Consider the following 16,141-nt stretch of genomic DNA (forward strand, 5'->3'; position numbering starts at 1 on the left):
GCAAATGGTACCCACAAACCGCTTTGCTATTGCTGCGGCTCGATGATTGTCGGTGTTACGAAAACGAGGAGTTCAGTCTCGTTGGAGGAATTGATGCTTGAGCGGAACAGACGTCCGAGCCCGGGAACGGACCCGAGCCAGGGCACGCTGGATTGGGTGTCGGCATTCTCGGTTTCCCGAATTCCACCCAGCACGAGGGTCTGGCCGTCCTGCACCAGAACTTCGGTTTCGATCCGGCGCGTATCGATGGACGGAACGGCGCCCCCGCGCTCGGTGGCGACGATCTTTCCCACGCTGTCCTTGGTTACGAGCAGACGGAGGATGACCCGGCCGTTGGGCGTAATCCGGGGCGTGACCGTGAGCCCCAGCGCGGCGTGCTTGAAATGTGTAGTTGTGGCGCCGCTGGAAGCCGCTTCCTGGTAGGGGATTTCCACGCCCTGGCGGATGCTCGCTTCGCGCTGGTCGGAAGCGAGCACGCGGGGCGCGGATATGAGCCGGCCATGGCCCTCGGCCTGCATCGCCGCCAGTTCGAGGTCCAGCATGTAGTCGGGATGCAGCAGTGCAAGGGAAAACCTTCCGGCGGCCCCCGCAACCGGCAGATTGACGCTGTAGCGGTCGGCGACATCCGCGGCGGTCAATGCTCCTTGCCCGCCCTCGGGGTTTTCCAGCGTTTCGGCGATGCGGCTGGTGGCTTCCCCGGTTCCGGAAAGCACGAGCGAGCGGCCCTCGCCGCGGCGGTCCGCCGCCGTAACGCCCCAGCGCAAGCCCAGGTTGCGTCCGTAATTCCGGTTGGCGACCACCACGCGCGACTCGATCAGCACCTGCCTGGCTGGCAGGTCCAGTTCGGCCAGCAATTGCGCCAGCTTCTCCAGGCGGTGCGGAGTATCGTGAGCGATCAGGCTATTGGTCCGCTCGTCCACCTGTATCGTCCCCCGTTCCGAAAGCAGCGTAAACTGACCGCCGGCGATCACGGTGGCCAGTTCGGAGGCCGCGGCGTAATTCACCCTGAACTGGCGCAACTGCAACGTCGCCAGGGATTCCTGCGCACGCTCGGCATCGCGGCGGGCGGAGTCCCGCGCGAGGAACTCTTCGGGGGTGGCCACCACCCAGACGCCGCGGTTCATGCGCGCCTTCAGCCCCCGGGTGTCAAGTACCAGCGCGAGCGCGTCGTCATGGGCCATATCGGCGATTTCCAGGGTGATGTTGCCCGTCACGGAATCGGACACCAGCATTTGCATTTCTCCGGCCTCCGCCAGAAGCTGCAGGGCGGCGCGGACGGGCAGTTCCCTGAAGCTCAGGGATATGCGCCCGGCTTCGTCCGCCTGCGAGAGACCGGCGCAGGCGATCGACAAGACCGCAAGCAGCCCGTGGCCGGCGGCGCGCCACCGGCGCGTTGCTCCCCGCTGCATTCGCCCGCGCCCGGTCATGGCGTGTCCGGTTGCAGACGCGGCCGGCCCTCGGGGTCGTCCACGATCCGGTAACGTCGGTCGCCCACCCGTATGAAGCCGCTTTCCCGTAGCGGCTCCCGCTCTTGCCCGCCGACGTCCGCAGCGAGGTCGCCGTTCTCCCGTGGCAGCGCGCCGAAGGGAGAGGGGAGGCCCACACTCGTGGGCGGTGCTTGCGGCCCTGTCGTCTCGCCCGCGCCGATGTCGGGAAGCCAGTCGGCGCTTCTCGCTTCGGCAAAGTAGGCCAGCAGACGCGCGTCGGCGCGCAAGCGGCTATTGTCCGGACTGCCGTCCGATTCGATCGTGAACTCGACCAGTTCACGCAGTTCTCCGGCCGTGAGAACATGGCCGATGGCGCCGATGATCTGTCCGTATTCGCCGGCCAACTGCATTTCCGCGCCGAGGTGCGGGAACCGGCGGGACAATTCACCAGGCGGCTCCCAGGGCCGTACTTCCTCCACGGGCGACCCGGCCCAGGCAGCCGCAAGCGACACCGCCAGGTCCACAGACCCGGCGCCGCGCGGTATCCTGACCCCTGTTTGCCGAAGCTGCTCTTCGAGTTGTTCCAGTTCCATGCGCAGCAGTTGCGATCGCCGCTGCGCACGGCGCGCTTCCTGCAACCTTTCTTCCAGATCGGGAAGAGTCTCCGCAGTCCCGGACAACTGCGGCAGCAGCTTCCCCCGTACGCGGACCTGAAGCCCGACTGCCGTTATCAGTATCAGGAGGGAGCACGCCAGCGTGACGCTTACCCGCCTGCTCCACTGGCCCGGCTTTCCGGGCTCCACGTTGCGCAGTTCATCAAGCAGCGTCATTCCGCGAACACTCCCGTAAGCGCGAATTCGCGTGCCTGGCCCGATTCGCTGCGTAAATGTTCAATGCGGGATTCCGATACGGTGGGCATGGCCCGGATCGTTTGAAGCAGTTGCGCCGCCGGTTCCAGGTTGCCGGCCACGCCCTGCAATTCCCAAACCGTTCCTTTGATCGAGAGCCGCGTCAGGCGCAATTCGGGAGGGACCGCTTCGGGCAATTCCTCCAGCCAGGCCCGCACGGCCCGGTTGTGGCGACGGACTCGCTGCATTTCGGTCAGCACTGCGCCCATGTCGGCATTTCTTGCCTGCAGGTTTCGCTGTTCGGCGGCGGTTCCCCGGTGAACGGCGATGGCGGCCTGCAATTGCGCCGCCCGGCGCTCGACTTCGCGCAATTTCCGGGCGAAATGGAACTCGGTTGCGGCCACGACCGCCATTCCGGCGACAAGCCCGCAGAGCAGGGCGGTCCAGGCGTCGCGCCGCCGCGTCCTTTGCATCCGGTCGCGCCAGGGAAGCAGGTTCAGCGAACGCATCGCCCTTTCTACGCTCAGGGTAGCCATGCTTGCCGCTCAGGCGTGATCATTTAGCGCCAGGGCATACGCCCCGAACAATGCGGGCGCGAATTCCTTCGCGCCGTCGCCGGTGCCGCAAACCGGGGGCCCAATTGCTTCAACGGGCAGGTCCAGTTCCTCGCTCAGGGCGGTGCATGCGCCGTGAAGCAAGGCGGCGCCGCCCCAGAGAAGCATCCTCCGGGGCGGCGCGGTGTTTGGTCGCGCAGCCTGATGCAGTTGCATCGCGCGCGCGGCATGCCGGGCGAGGTCCTTGAGGAACGACTCCCTGATCCGGGCGGCGCTCCCGCCGGGCAGGGCGCATTCCGCAAGCGCCTTGTGCGTGTCGCTGTCCGACAGCCCGTAGGCGCTGCTCAGGCGGCCGGCCAATTGAGCGCAGCCGAAGGGCTGGCTGTGCTGAAAGACGGACTCGCCTCCCGAGTGGACCGTCAGGCGCAATTGCCGGTGGCCTCCGTCAAGGACCGCCAGCGGCGCATCCCGGCCGGCCATCGCCGCAATCGCGGCCTGGACCGCGAACGTCGTGACGTCCACTGCGGCGACGGACATGCCGGCCTGCGCGACTGCCCGGCACAGCGCGTCTACGGTTGCCGAGCGCGCGATCGCCATCCGGAAACCCTGCGTCTGTCGGCCTGCCGTTTCCGCCACGTAATCGAAGGCGGCCTCGCCGAGAGGAAAGGGTGCGGCCTGGCCGGCCTGCAGGCGTGCCTGCTCTTCCGCTTCCGCGGGCGGAAGGTCTTTCGGCAGGTTGAAGCGGTGCACGATGACGTCGGCGTCATCGAGACCGACCACGGCCCGCCGGGCGCGCGGGGCGGTCCTGCGCAGGGCGTCCTTTATCACGCCTGCATGGGAATCGTGCGAGGAGTCCTCCGCGTGCGAGCGAAGCGAGAGGGCGCAGGATCGTATGGCCCCCCGGCTGAGTTCGACCACCTTGACCGCGCCCGCGCCGATGTCCAGCCCCAGCACTGCACGTGTTGGCCGCAATCCCTGCATGGTCGCCTGATGTATTGAAACCGTCCGGGTCGAGGGAGATTCGTGCGGGCTGCCTATAATGGACAGTCGAGTCCCGCACAGCCTGGAACGTATCCTGTGATTACGCGGCTTCTACAGTCCAGATCGTTTATCAACGCATTCGTGAAGATATGCGTCCTGGGCGCATCGGGCGCCATCATGGGACTGATTGCGCTGGGCATGCTGATCGCCGGCGCGTATTTCTACCTCGCCCCGGGCCTGCCAAGCGTGGAGAGCATCCGCGAGGTGCCGCTGGAGATTCCCCTGCAGGCGAACACCCGGGACGGACGGATGATCGGCGAAGTCGGCGAGAGGTTCAGGACTCCGGTTGACCTTGAGGATGTGCCGGATCTGCTCTGGCAGGCCTTTATCGCCGCCGAGGACGACCGCTTCTTTGAGCATCCGGGCTACGACTACCAAGGCCTGGCGCGCGCCGCCCTGAACATGATCCTTACGCAATCCCGCAGCCAGGGGGGCAGCACCATTACCCAGTTGCTCGCCCGCGAGTACAACTACGTGGGGCGTGAACGCACGTTCGTCCGCAAGGCCAGGGAGCTGTTCCTTGCCCGGCGGCTTGAGCGCGAACTGAGCAAGGAAGAGATACTCGAGCTGTATCTCAACAAGGCTTTCCTCGGCCAACGCGCCTATGGCGTAGCGGCCGCCGCCCAGGTGTATTTCGGCAAGAACCTCGATGAGCTGAATATTGCCGAGACAGCCACGCTCGCAGCATTGCCCAAGGCGCCGTCGGCCATCAATCCGGTAAGGAACCCTCGCCGCGCCACGACTCGACGGGCGTATGTCCTGCGCAGGCTCAGGGAACTGGACTTCATTTCGGAAGCGGAGCGAAGGGAGGCCCTGGCGGTGCCCATGGAGTCCAATCGTCACGGCCCGCGCCAGGAGGTCGGGGCCCCCTGGGTCCTGGAGATGGTGCGCAAGGAAGCGATTGCCCGCTATGGAATGGAAGCGCTGACCGGCGGATACCGGGTAACGACCACGATCGATGCCCGCATGCAGGCCGCGGCCGAACGGGCCGTGCGCCGCGGTTTGCGGGAGTACGATCGCCGGCACGGATACCGTGGCCCGGTGCAGGCCGATCTGCTGCGCGATCTGCGGGCCGAGGGGCTGCGGACGGACGCGGAACTGCTGGAATACCTGGATTCCCTGCCGCAGGTCGCGGATGCGCGGCCCGCTCTTGTGATGTCCTTCGGCGAGGCAGGCGAGGTCGAGGTCCTGGTCCAGGGTGCGGCCCGCGCCGAGCTGCCGTGGGAGCGGGTGCGCCGTCGGCCCTACGTCTCGGAGAATGAAGTCGGCCCGCAGCCCGACGGGCCCGCGGACATGTTTGCCGTGGGAGACCTGATACTGGTTCGCAATGCCGACGAAGGGGGCCTGGAGCTGACCCAGCGGCCGGAAGTCCAGGGCGCCCTGGTGGCCATCAATCCGCACGATGGCGGAATCGTGGCGCTTGTTGGCGGCTACGACTTCCGCCACAGCAAGTTCAATCGGGCCGTGGACGCCCTGCGTCAGCCCGGCTCCGTGTTCAAGCCGTTCATTTACTCGGCCGCTCTGGATCACGGACTGACCGCCGCCACGGTCGTGAACGACGCCCCCGTGGTCATACAGGACCCCACTTCCGAGACGGTTTGGCGCCCCAAGAACAATTCGGGAAGTTTCAACGGCCCTACCCGTTTGCGCGAAGCTCTCGTGCGTTCGATGAACCTCGTGTCGGTTCGCGTTCTCCAACGCGTGGGCCTGAGCGACACCATCGGCCACATCGGCGCTTTCGGCCTGCCGGATTCCTCGCTGCCGGAAAGCTATTCCCTGGCGCTGGGCTCCGGCGGCGTCCCTCCACTTGAAATTGCCCGCGGCTACGCTGTTCTGGCCAATGGCGGATATCGCGTCGAGCCCTGGCTGATCGAGCGCGTGGAGCAGGACGGCCTTCGCTACCAGGCCGATGCGGCCGTTGCCTGCCGATTCTGTGAATTGAAGGCGGAACACGTGGGTACAGGGTCGGCCGGCGCCGCCGAGTGGCTGAACGGTGGCGAACCGCGTATGCCGACCCGCCTGGCGTATACGTTTGCCCGGGTCGATCGGCTTGCGGCGCTTTACCCCGTCGCCGAGGACTCTTTCGATCCCTACGAATCGGTGGCCCAGATGCAGGCGGCGATCCTGCAGCGCAATCCGGACGTGTCCGACAGGCCCGAACTGTTCGCGGACCAGAAACTGGCCCCGCGCGTGGTGAGCGCCGAGAACGCCTACATCGTCTACGACATGATGCGCGATGTGGTTCTGCGCGGTACCGGCAGAAGGGCGCGTGCGCTTGAGCGGCAGGACCTGGCCGGAAAGACCGGCACGTCGAACGACAACCGGGACGCCTGGTTCAGCGGCTTCAACGGGGACCTGCTGGCGACCGTGTGGGTGGGCTTCGACCAGGAACGGTCGCTGGGACGCTTCGAGGAAGGCGGGCGTACTGCCTTGCCGATCTGGATCTACTTCATGGAGGAGGCGCTGGAAGGGGCGCCCGAAGCACCCCTGCCGCGCCCGCGGCGTATCGTTTCCGCCCGGGTTTCGCCCGAGACCGGTTTGCTGGCGCCGCCGGGAGAGGCCGATGCGATCTTTGAACTGTTCAGGGAGAATGCCCTTCCCGGCGCTTCGAGGGGAACATCATCCACCGACGCCGACGAAGAAGAAGAGGAACTCTTCTAAGCCTTCAGCGTTCCTCCAATGGAGCGTAGCTACGCGCCGTGGGCCCGAGATAAAGCTGGCGGGGCCGGCCGATCCGGGACTCGGAGTCCCCGTGCATTTCGCACCAGTGCGCCGCCCAGCCCGCGGTCCTGCCGATCGCGAACATGGGCGTAAACATGGTCGCCGGCAGCCCCAGCGCGCGGTAGATGATGCCGGAATAAAAATCCACGTTGGGATACAGGCGCCGGTCCTTGAAGTAGCTGTCGCTCAGGGCGATCTCCTCCAGTTGCCGCGCCAGCGTGAACAGCCGCCCCTTGCCGGTCTTGAGCTCCTGCAGCACTTCATGGCAGATGCCCCGGATGATGGTCGCGCGCGGGTCGAAATTCTTGTAGACCCGGTGGCCGAAGCCCATCAGTCGGAAAGAATCTCCCGGGTTCTTGGCCTTTGCTACGTATTCCCCGATATTCTCCGGGGTGCCGATCTCTTCCAGCATCTGGATAACGGCCTCGTTGGCGCCGCCGTGCGCGGGACCCCACAGCGCTATGCACCCGGCGGCGAGCGCCGAGAACGGATTGACCCCGGAACTCCCGGCCATGCGCACGGTGGAGGTCGAGCAGTTCTGCTCGTGGTCCGCATGGAGCACCAGCAGCGTGTCGAGCGCCCTGGCCGCCACAGGATTGGGCTCTTCGCCGAACATCATGTAGAGCAGGTTGGCGGCGTAGCCGAGATCCTTGCGCGGCGCTATGGCCGGCTCGCCGATTGCGTTCCGGTAGGCCGCCGCCGCCACGGTCGCGATATTGGCGATTGCCCGGTGGCTGAAGCGCTGCCTGTGATTGGCGTCGCCCGGGTTGGCGCACTCGGGATATACGGCCGGCATCACCGACAGCGCGACCGTCAGGGTGCTCATCGGATGGGCGCCGGCGGGCATCGCGGCGATCGCATCGAGCACTTCCGGGGCGCAGTCCCGCAGGTTTGCCAATTCCTCCGAAAACGAAGCCAGTTCCCTCTGCGACGGCAATTCTCCGTTCAGGAGCAGCCAGGACACCTCAGTGAAGTTGCTGTGCTGCGCCAGGTCGTCCGCGGCGTAACCGCGATACATGAGCACGCCCTTTTCGCCGTCGACGTACGTGATCCGGCTGGTGCAACTGGCGGTGGACGCGAAACCCGGGTCGTAACTGTAGGCGCCGGTCGCCGGTGGGACGGCTTTCAGTTCCAGCGCGTCGGCGCCGAGCACGCCCGCACGGCGTGGAAGGGACACGGAGTGCCCGTCGCGGCTTACAAGTCTGTCGCCCGAATCGGTCATGCAACTGCCTTGTTCCAACCCGGCAGGACGGATGGCGCAGGCGTCACGAAACCGGCTCTCCGAACACCGGGATTGGCGCTCCGTTGGGGGGTGACGCCAGCCTAGGAAAGACGCGGCCCAGAATCTGGGCGTTCGCGCCACAAACCGATATTATAGCCCAGCCGCCCGATTGGCGAAAAACCAGCTTGTATGAAGGGTTTAAGCGGACTTTCCTGAACCGTACCGGCGGCGGAACTTCTCGATCTGACCGGCCGATTCCATGATTCTCTGCGAACCGGTAAAGAACGGGTGGCAGGCAGAACATACTTCCACCCGAATGTCCTCACTCAAGGTCGAGCGAGTGACCAGTTCCCGGCCACAACTGCAAGTGACCTTGATCTCGTTGTACTTTGGATGTATTCCGGACTTCACGGATTGCGGCCCCGGCCGACGGCACGAGCGGGGTGGAAGCATAACCGAATAGCGGCCCGTCTTCAATCCGGCCGGACCTGCCGGAGGAGCGCGCATCATCGCGCCATTGCTGCGCTATGGTATGTTTATTTTCCTGCATCGAATTGAATAAGACCGCGAAACGCAAGGCCCGCAGCGCAAGGCGAACTTGAGGAATGAACAGAGAATCCGAACAAATCCGGCAGGCGCCGATTGAGGTTCCGGCCCATCTGGGCAGCCTCGAGGCGGTCAGGCATGAAGTGCTGGGCTCACTTCTGACGGGCTGTCCGCCGGCAGGCGTTTCGCAAGCCATATTCGCCCTGGGCTGTTTCTGGGGAGCGGAGCGCAGGTTCTGGCAAACGCAGGGCGTGCACGGCACGGCCGTGGGATACACCGGCGGACATCAGGCCGATCCGGACTACTATTCCGTTTGCTCCGGGGTTACCGGTCACACCGAAGCCGTGCTGGTGAGCTACGACGTGTCCTCGGTCAGCTACGAGGCGCTCCTCGCCGTGTTCTGGGAAGCGCATGACCCAACCCAGGGAATGCGCCAGGGCAACGATATCGGCACCCAGTACCGTTCCGGCATCTATACCCTCGGCGCCGACCAGCAGGGCCTGGCGCTGGCGAGCCGGGAGGCCTACGGAAACGCGCTCCGGGCGTCGGGTTTCGGTCCGATTACCACGGAGATTGGCCCCGCGGGCGTGTTCTATCTTGCCGAGGAATACCATCAGCAGTACCTGGCCAAGAATCCCGGGGGCTATTGCGGTCTTGGCGGAACCGGCGTGGCATGCGAACTCGGATCCGGTTTGCTTGAGAGGGCGGCGTTGGCGGAATGATCATGAAGCCCCTGGCATTGATCTTCATCCTGGTGCTGGGCGTCCCGTCGGCTTTCGCTTCGGGGGTGGCGCCCGACGCCTCCACGGAAAGGAACCAGGTGTGGCTGGCCGAGCAGCGCCGCATGAATCAGCGCTTCGTGGAATTATTCAGGGAGCGGCGTTACGAGGAAGGCGAAGAACTTGCCCAGTCCCTGCTGCTCAGGGCCGAGGAGAACTACGGCTACGATGCCACCGAGTTGCTTGCGCCGCTCATCAACCTGGCGACGGTGCAGCGTGTGCAGGGGCGCTACAGCGATGCGCTTTTTCACTACGAGCGGCATATCGCGATCGCTGGACGCAGGCTGGGCTACGACGCACTCGAACTTCTCAACCCGCTGCATGGAATAGCACGGACACACATTCGAATGGGCGATTACGAGGCCGCGATCGAACCGCTTGCCCGCGCATTACGGATTACGCATGCCAATTCCGGCATCTACAGTCTGGAGCAGGGCGCGACGCGCGACCTCCTGAGTGACCTGGCGCTGGCCGAAGGCGACCTGGAGCAGGCAAATCTGCACCAGCGCGTCCAGGTCCGGGCGCACGAGCGGCGCTACGGCCCGGGCGATCTGCGCACGGTGCCGGCTCTCTACAAGCTGGGCGAGTGGTATGAACGCACGCGCCAGACGGCACTCCAGCGCCGTGCCTATGCGGCGGCCGACCGCATCATCCAGTCGGCGAGCGGCGAGGGCAGCCTGGAGCGGGTGCAGGCGCTTCGCGGGCAAGCCAGCAGTTTCCTGAGGGAGTCACGGCGCGAAAAGGCCGAAGAGTTCTTCAGGAGAGCCTTGAGCATCGTTCGCGCCCACCCGATTCAGGACATTCTGCAGCAGGCCAGGCTGCTGATCGACATCGGAGACACGCACACGATCTTCAATCGCCTGCCCAACGCGCGGGAGACCTACCGGGAGGCCTGGGAGCTGTTGAGCGCGGATGACGAGGCGCTGGATTTGCGTGCAGAACTCCTGCAAAACCCTGTGATCCCGCTCCGCAGCGCAAGACTTCCCGTGCAAGTGCCCCGCGAAATGTCCAACTCGTCAAGATACGAATCCCAACCGCGGGCGGGGTCCGTTGTGCTGCAGTTGACGATCGAGCAGGATGGGACCGTTTCGGGGGCGCAGGTCATGGAATCCGAACCCTCCGGCATGATCGACGATCTCGTGGTTGCCCTGATCAAGGGCGCCAAGTTCCGCCCCCAGATGCGGGACGGCGAGCCCGTGCGCGCGGAGGAGGTCCTCTACCGGCATCGCTTCCGCTGGTACAAGCGGCGCGACCCGGAACCTGACGAGGGTATGCCCGCGCCGTCGGAGCCGGTGGATGAGGAACGGCCGCTTGAAGTTCCGGGCGCGGCCGAAACGTAGCCTTTTCGGCGTTTCCTCGCCCTTCGTTCGTCCCCCTCCTCTTGGGAGACGCCATCCTGGCTCGATTCTCGCTGTCCTGCTCCAACGCTCCCAAGAGAAGGGGGACGAACGAAGGGCTTTAGCTGGCGCCGCCCGGGCTGTTCGGCCCGTCGGCAGCTTTAGTTGGCTGCCTTCTGCTGAGCGAAGGCGGCCTTTCCTTCGGCGATAGTATCGAGCACCAGGCGTGATTGTCCGCCCACAGCTCGGGCGAGTTCCTCCGGCACATGGTCCACCGCGGCCGCCCACTGGTCGCGTTCGGCCCGTTCCGGCCAGCGTGGCGTAATGCCGAAGCTCTGCGCGTTTTCAAGATCGCGCTGTGCTTCCTCCCGCGTGCCCCTGCGGGTTTCGGCGATGCTGGGGTAGGCGTGGGCGATGATCTCGCGGTCCGCATCCGCCAGTCCGTCCCACCAGACTTTGTCCGCCAGGATGAACGACATGCCGAAGCAGTGCGCGGTGAGCGTAACGTGCGACGCCTCGCCCGAAGTTCCGGTTCGCACATACAGGGTCAGGGAATTTTCGCCTGCCTCGATCAGCCCGGTTTGCAGCGAGGGTACGATTTCTCCAAAGCCCAGCGGTATGACGTCCGCGCCCAGCGCTTCGCCAAACAGTCGCGAGGCGTCGCTCGCCGAAACGCGGAAACGGCGCCCCCGCATGTCGGCCGGCGACAGCACCGGCGTGACCGAGTAGATGTGGTGGAAACCGATTTCGCTCCAGGACACCAGGTGCAAGTCCTGTACCGCCAGCAGCGACGAAAACACGTCGGTCAGGAAGTGGTCATAAACAAAATCCGCTTCTTCCTCGGATTCGAACAGAAACGGCGCGTACAGCATTGCGGCTTCCGGCACCAGCGTGGAGGTCATCGTCGCCGACAGGTTGCCGATCTGCACCCGGCCGCGCCGCAGCCCGGCCGCAATCTGCTCCTCGGAAAATTGCCCATGCACCAGCATGCGGACCCTGAACCGTCCCTGAGTGCCTTCCTCCACCTTGCGCTGGAACGTGAACCAGTGCGTTTCGCCGATCGTGTTCGGAAATGCCGTGCCGGCCGCCGTGATTTCCGTAACTTCGGCCGCTTCGTCCGCTTCCCGCGGCGCGTCGGCGGGCGGCCCGCAACCCGCGGCGACAGCCAGCGCCGCGCAGCAAGCAAGAAGCAGGCCCCGCATCATGCCCTTTGCCGCCGCATCAGCACGTACACGCACACCACCGCGATTGCGCATAGCACCATCATTACGGTGAAGCCGGCGGTGAACGATGCGAATTCGTCGGCGGACCAGGCCAGGAAAACCCCGCCGATGGAGCCCGCTAGGGAGTCGATCAGGAGGAAGATGCCCAGGTAAACGCCGTAGTTGCGCCCGGCGTAGTACTCGGCGATCATCAGTTGAATCATCGTGAACGCACCGGCGTATCCCACGCCATAAACGATGGCGTAGGCGAGCGGCCAGGTCACGTCGCCGGGGACCGCCAGGAACAGCAGCGCCAGGCCGAGGGCAAGGTTCAGCACGCTGGCCATCATGACCTTCAGCTTGTCGAATTTGTCGGCCAGGTAGCCGAACAGCACCTTGCCGACGATGGCGGCGAAAAAGAAACTGCTGTAAATCCCCGTGGTGCTGGTGTCGTCCAGCAGCATTTCCTGGCGGAAGAAAAGCGCCTGGTTGTTGAGCATGGCCACGATGCAGAACCAGAGCGTGCCGGTGGCAAAAGCCAGCAGGTAGAAGAGCGGCGAGCGCAGAAGGTTCATCAGCACCTTGTCGAACCGGTCGGGCCTGGGTCTGACCTCCGGTTCGGGATCGGCTACACCGTCCGCGGCCAGTCCCTTGTCCCTCGGATAATTGCTGACCATAAACAGCGTCGGCAGGACCATCATCGCGCCGCCCAGCACGGCGAGCACCCACACCGCCAGCCGCCAATCGGGCAGGAAGTAATTGACCAGCCAGGGGAAGGCCGCGCCGCCCAGGCTGGAGGCCATCATCAGAATTCCGAACGCCAGTCCGCGATAGCGCACGAACCAGCGCGACAGCAGCATCAGGCTGGGGCTTAGTCCGGCCAGCGAGAGCGAGAACGCAAACAGCACGTAGAGCGCCATTAGCTGCCAAAGTTCCGCCACCATCGGGAACAGGGCCAGCACAACGGTTATTCCCACGGTGCCGATCAGCATCAGGCGTCGTATGGAGTAACGGTCCAGCAGCCATCCGGCCACCGGATTCAGGAACGCGACGAGCGCGAAGAACATGTTCGCAGGCCGCGTGACCTGCTCGTTGGTCCAGCCGAATTCGGTCGCCAGGTTAGGGAAGATTCGCGGCATCGTGTTGAGGAGGATGCCGTTGGAGGCGGCGTAGATCAGAAACAACCCGACGAGCACCCACCAGCCGTAGAAGATCCGGCCGCGCAAAGAAACTTCCTGCATTGTTATCCTCCCCGTAACAGCCGGCCCTTCAGGGGCGACCACCAAAAGCGCAAGCCCAGCAAGAGGGCGAGAATGGCGCAATATACCAGCGGCTCGATCGTGTCGGCCTTGACCTGCCAGTAGAAATGCCAGCAGGCCAGGATAGCGGCCGGGTAAATCAGTCGGTGCAACCGGTTCCAGCGCCGGCCCAGTCGCCGCTGCCAGCCCCGGGTGGAGGTGATCGCCAGAGGGATCAGCAACAGCACCGCGCCCATGCCCACGGTGATGAAGGTCCGCTTGAGCAGGTCCTCGCCCAGGTGGGCGAAATCGAGCTGCAGATCAAGGAGGAAATAGGCCAGCGGGTGCAGCGTGCAGTAGAAGAAGGCAAACAGGCCCAGCATCCGGCGGAAGCGGTACAGCCGCGGCTTCTTCAGCAAACGCGCCGCGGGCGTAACGCACAGCGTCACCAGCAACAGCCGCAGCGCCCATAGGCCGAGTTCGTCCTGAATTTCCTCGGCGGGATTCGCGCCCAGTCCCGGTTCGACCACTCCGGCTATGCGCAGCACAAGCCAGGTCACGGGCAGCAGGCAGGCGGCGAACAGCAGCGGCTTGTACACCCGCACATTCATCGATCAATCACGCTTTTCCTTGTCCCCTGCCACCGGGGGACGCATAAATCCATCCATGGAGCTCTGTTCCGCCATCCTTGGCTCACAAGCCCCCGGAGGCAGGGGACAAGGAAAAGCTCGGCATCGAAAAAGCGAGGTTGGGTCAGTAATTGCGGCGCAGGTCCAGACCGGAATACAGGTGGGCCACCTGCTCGCCGTATCCGTTGAACATCTGCGTCGGGATGCGGCGCGCGAACAGCCCGGAAAAACCGGAGCCGATCTGCCGCTCGGTTGCCTGGCTCCAGCGGGGATGGTCCACTTCCGGATTGACGTTGGCGTAGAAGCCGTATTCCTGCGGGGCGGCGATGTTCCAACTGGTGGGCGGTCGCCGTTCCTGCAGGCGGATGCTCACGATCGACTTGATGCCCTTGAAACCGTACTTCCACGGTGCGATCAGCCGCAGCGGGGCGCCGTTCTGGTTGGGCAGCGTGACCCCGTATACGCCCACCGTCAGCAAAGTCAACGGATTGGTCGCCTCTTCGATCGTCAGGCCCTCCACGTACGGCCAGCGGAGAACGCGACGCCGCTGTCCCGGCATTTCGTCGGGACGTAAAACCGTCTGGAACGCGACATATTTCGCGCGGGACGTCGGGCGGAAGCGCTTGAGCACTTCGCCCAGCGGCACGCCCACCCACGGGATGATCATCGACCAGGCTTCGACGCAACGCATGCGGTAGACCCGCTCTTCAAGTCCGATGCCCGAAAGCAGGCCCTCGACATCGAACTCTCCGGTCACTTCCGCTTCGCCTTCCACCCGAACGGTCCACGGCTGGGGCTGGAAATCTCCCGAGTTACGGTGCGGGTCGTCCTTGCCGGTCCCGAACTCGTAGTAATTGTTGTAGGTGGTGATGTCCTCGTAGCTGTTGGGCGGCTCGTCGGTGCTGAAGGGGCCGGACGTTACGCCCGGCAATTCCTTCTGACCGGTGCCGGCCGCGAGATTGGCGGGCGCCGCGCGGGCCGTGCCCACCAAGCCTGCCGCGGCGAGGCCGGCGATGACGGAACGGCGATTGAGGTAGGTGCTTTCGGAGGTTATTTCCGAGGATGGAATATCGGTCTTATTGCGTATCAACATCCCACAATACTAACGCAGGAAATGGCCTCCTGCGCTTGCGCTGCTGCCGGCATCTCCCGTCCGGAAGACGCATGAACCCGTCCATGGGGCTTTGTTCCGCCATCCCTGGCTCACAAACTCCCGGACGGGAGATGCCGGCAGCAGCGCCCACCCAGCCAACCCCGTTCTCGTGGAGTTTGTAAGCCGGGGAAAAGGGATTAGCGGCTGTAGCCGCGCTCTTCGTGCTGGGTGAGATCCAGACCCTCGATTTCGTCCTCTTCGCTCACGCGCAGCGGCGTGATGAGTCCGACGACCTTGAGGATGACCCAGGTGGCCACCGCGGTCCATGCGAATGTCGCCACCAGGCCTATCGCCTGGACGCCGAGTTGCGAACCCAGATTCATGCCCTCCGCATAGCCGGCGCCGCCCAGGTTGGCATTGACGAACACGGCGCAGAGCAGCAGTCCCAGGGACCCGCCCACACCGTGGACCGGGAACACGTCCAGCGAATCGTCGATCACCAGCACCCGCTTGATGATGCGCGTCGCATAGAAGCACACGACGCCCGCGGCCAGGCCGATGATCATGGCGCCGATCGGGCCGACGAAGCCGGAGGCCGGCGTGATCGTGCCCAGCCCCGCGACCATGCCGGTCACGACGCCCAGCACGCTGGGCTTGCCGAACTTGATCCACTCCATCGCCATCCAGCCCATGGCGCCGGCCGATGCGCCGATATGGGTCACGAGCAGGGCCATCGCCGCGGCGCCGTCCGCAGCCAGCGCGCTGCCTCCGTTGAATCCGAACCAGCCGACCCAGAGCATGCCGGCACCGGCTACCGTGAGCGGCAGACTATGCGGCGGCATCGGCTTTTGCGGAAAGCCTGTTCGCGAGCCCAGCACCATGGCGGCAACCAGCGCTCCGACGCCCGCGGTCAGATGCACGACCGCGCCGCCGGCGAAGTCCAGGAATCCCATGTCGGCCAGCCAGCCGCCACCCCAGACCCAGTGACAGATCGGGGCATAGACGAGCAGCGACCAGAGTATCGAGAACAGCACCATTGCGGAAAACTGCATGCGCTCGGCGAATCCGCCCACTATCAGGGCGCAGGTGATGATCGCAAAGGTGAGCTGGAAAGCGATGAAGATCGTTTCAGGCGCGGTGCCGCTGAGCGAATCAACGGTCACTCCGGCCAGAAACGCGCTGCCGAAGCCGCCCACCCACTGATTCATGGCGCCGCCGTCGCTGAACGCCAGGCTGTATTGCACGATGACCCAAAGGAACGTGACGATCCCGGCGATCGTGAAGCATTGCATCAGCACCGACAACACGTTGCGACGGCCCACCAGACCGCCGTAGAACAACGCCAGCCCCGGCAGCGTCATGAACAGGACCAGGGCCGTGGAAGTCAGCAACCATGCGGTGTCTGCCTTGTCCAGCGTGTCGGCGCTCGCCACGCCCGACACCAGCAACCCGGCCACAGCGATCAATATCGCTCTCTTCATAGAAAATTCCTCTTTTGAAGGGA

At 64.8% G+C, this 16,141-nt stretch carries 14 protein-coding genes; 3 read left to right on the forward strand and 11 right to left on the reverse strand.

Translation table 11 applies throughout. The features are described from left to right. Window positions 1-26 precede the first annotated feature (26 nt). Genes pilQ through F4036_09290 form a run of 4 tightly spaced genes read right to left on the reverse strand, consistent with a single transcriptional unit; the run spans window position 27 to window position 3,810 of the window. Complete coding sequence (gene pilQ / locus F4036_09275; protein ID MYK37929.1) at window positions 27-1,427, reverse strand: type IV pilus secretin PilQ; 1,401 nt, start codon at window positions 1,425-1,427, stop codon at window positions 27-29. After that, complete coding sequence (locus tag F4036_09280) at window positions 1,424-2,257, reverse strand: hypothetical protein (protein ID MYK37930.1); 834 nt, start codon at window positions 2,255-2,257, stop codon at window positions 1,424-1,426. Before F4036_09280 ends, pilQ begins: the two co-directional genes overlap by 4 nt. After that, a complete protein-coding gene (locus tag F4036_09285) occupies window positions 2,254-2,811 on the reverse strand; it encodes a hypothetical protein (protein ID MYK37931.1) in 558 nt (185 codons plus the stop codon). The genes F4036_09280 and F4036_09285 overlap by 4 nt, the downstream gene beginning before the upstream one ends. Before the next feature lie 9 nt (window positions 2,812-2,820). Beyond that, on the reverse strand, window positions 2,821-3,810 hold the full coding sequence (locus tag F4036_09290; protein ID MYK37932.1) for a hypothetical protein: 990 nt from the start codon (window positions 3,808-3,810) through the stop codon (window positions 2,821-2,823). A 141-nt stretch (window positions 3,811-3,951) separates the two neighbouring features. Here F4036_09290 and F4036_09295 point away from each other — a divergent pair, with 141 nt between their 5' ends. After that, the gene (locus F4036_09295) at window positions 3,952-6,531 is read left to right on the forward strand and encodes a peptidase (protein MYK37933.1); all 2,580 of its coding nucleotides are present in this window, start codon (window positions 3,952-3,954) and stop codon (window positions 6,529-6,531) included. 4 nt (window positions 6,532-6,535) lie between these two features. Here the strand turns inward: F4036_09295 and F4036_09300 are convergent, their stop codons facing one another. Then, a complete protein-coding gene (locus tag F4036_09300; protein ID MYK37934.1) occupies window positions 6,536-7,813 on the reverse strand; it encodes a citrate synthase in 1,278 nt (425 codons plus the stop codon). A gap of 198 nt (window positions 7,814-8,011) precedes the next feature. After that, window positions 8,012-8,224 (reverse strand): 50S ribosomal protein L31, encoded by a 213-nt coding sequence (rpmE, locus tag F4036_09305; GenBank protein ID MYK37935.1) that lies wholly within the window; start codon window positions 8,222-8,224, stop codon window positions 8,012-8,014. 194 nt (window positions 8,225-8,418) lie between these two features. Here rpmE and msrA point away from each other — a divergent pair, with 194 nt between their 5' ends. Next, the gene (gene msrA, locus F4036_09310; protein ID MYK37936.1) at window positions 8,419-9,081 is read left to right on the forward strand and encodes a peptide-methionine (S)-S-oxide reductase MsrA; all 663 of its coding nucleotides are present in this window, start codon (window positions 8,419-8,421) and stop codon (window positions 9,079-9,081) included. Next, window positions 9,078-10,478 carry a TonB family protein gene (locus F4036_09315; protein ID MYK37937.1) on the forward strand — a complete coding sequence of 467 codons (1,401 nt, stop codon included), beginning with the start codon at window positions 9,078-9,080 and terminating at the stop codon, window positions 10,476-10,478. The genes msrA and F4036_09315 overlap by 4 nt, the downstream gene beginning before the upstream one ends. Window positions 10,479-10,636: 158 nt before the next feature. Here the strand turns inward: F4036_09315 and F4036_09320 are convergent, their stop codons facing one another. From F4036_09320 to F4036_09340, 5 genes are all read right to left on the reverse strand, one after another. Beyond that, a complete protein-coding gene (locus tag F4036_09320) occupies window positions 10,637-11,731 on the reverse strand; it encodes a TRAP transporter substrate-binding protein (protein ID MYK37938.1) in 1,095 nt (364 codons plus the stop codon). Beyond that, on the reverse strand, window positions 11,677-12,918 hold the full coding sequence (locus F4036_09325) for an MFS transporter (GenBank protein ID MYK37939.1): 1,242 nt from the start codon (window positions 12,916-12,918) through the stop codon (window positions 11,677-11,679). Before F4036_09325 ends, F4036_09320 begins: the two co-directional genes overlap by 55 nt. Before the next feature lie 2 nt (window positions 12,919-12,920). Continuing rightward, a complete protein-coding gene (locus tag F4036_09330) occupies window positions 12,921-13,526 on the reverse strand; it encodes a sulfoxide reductase heme-binding subunit YedZ (GenBank protein ID MYK37940.1) in 606 nt (201 codons plus the stop codon). A 142-nt stretch (window positions 13,527-13,668) separates the two neighbouring features. Continuing rightward, window positions 13,669-14,637, reverse strand: coding sequence for a protein-methionine-sulfoxide reductase catalytic subunit MsrP (gene msrP / locus F4036_09335; protein MYK37941.1), 969 nt, complete (start codon window positions 14,635-14,637; stop codon window positions 13,669-13,671). Window positions 14,638-14,834: 197 nt separating this feature from the next. Continuing rightward, complete coding sequence (locus tag F4036_09340) at window positions 14,835-16,118, reverse strand: ammonium transporter (protein ID MYK37942.1); 1,284 nt, start codon at window positions 16,116-16,118, stop codon at window positions 14,835-14,837. Window positions 16,119-16,141: the final 23 nt, after the last annotated feature.

The organism is Gammaproteobacteria bacterium, from assembly GCA_009845905.1.
Classification (GTDB): Bacteria; Pseudomonadota; Gammaproteobacteria; order Steroidobacterales; family Foliamicaceae; genus Foliamicus.

Bases quoted from the DNA above. Each gene is read 5' to 3' on its own strand.
- pilQ (MYK37929.1), bottom strand. From the start codon at position 1,427: ATGACCGGGCGCGGGCGAATGCAGCGGGGAGCAACGCGCCGGTGGCGC.
- F4036_09280 (MYK37930.1), bottom strand. From the start codon at position 2,257: ATGACGCTGCTTGATGAACTGCGCAACGTGGAGCCCGGAAAGCCGGGC.
- F4036_09285 (MYK37931.1), bottom strand. From the start codon at position 2,811: ATGGCTACCCTGAGCGTAGAAAGGGCGATGCGTTCGCTGAACCTGCTT.
- F4036_09290 (MYK37932.1), bottom strand. From the start codon at position 3,810: ATGCAGGGATTGCGGCCAACACGTGCAGTGCTGGGGCTGGACATCGGC.
- F4036_09300 (MYK37934.1), bottom strand. From the start codon at position 7,813: ATGACCGATTCGGGCGACAGACTTGTAAGCCGCGACGGGCACTCCGTG.
- msrA (MYK37936.1), top strand. From the start codon at position 8,419: ATGAACAGAGAATCCGAACAAATCCGGCAGGCGCCGATTGAGGTTCCG.
- F4036_09315 (MYK37937.1), top strand. From the start codon at position 9,078: ATGATCATGAAGCCCCTGGCATTGATCTTCATCCTGGTGCTGGGCGTC.
- F4036_09320 (MYK37938.1), bottom strand. From the start codon at position 11,731: ATGCGCAATCGCGGTGGTGTGCGTGTACGTGCTGATGCGGCGGCAAAG.
- F4036_09325 (MYK37939.1), bottom strand. From the start codon at position 12,918: ATGCAGGAAGTTTCTTTGCGCGGCCGGATCTTCTACGGCTGGTGGGTG.
- F4036_09330 (MYK37940.1), bottom strand. From the start codon at position 13,526: ATGAATGTGCGGGTGTACAAGCCGCTGCTGTTCGCCGCCTGCCTGCTG.
- msrP (MYK37941.1), bottom strand. From the start codon at position 14,637: ATGTTGATACGCAATAAGACCGATATTCCATCCTCGGAAATAACCTCC.
- F4036_09340 (MYK37942.1), bottom strand. From the start codon at position 16,118: ATGAAGAGAGCGATATTGATCGCTGTGGCCGGGTTGCTGGTGTCGGGC.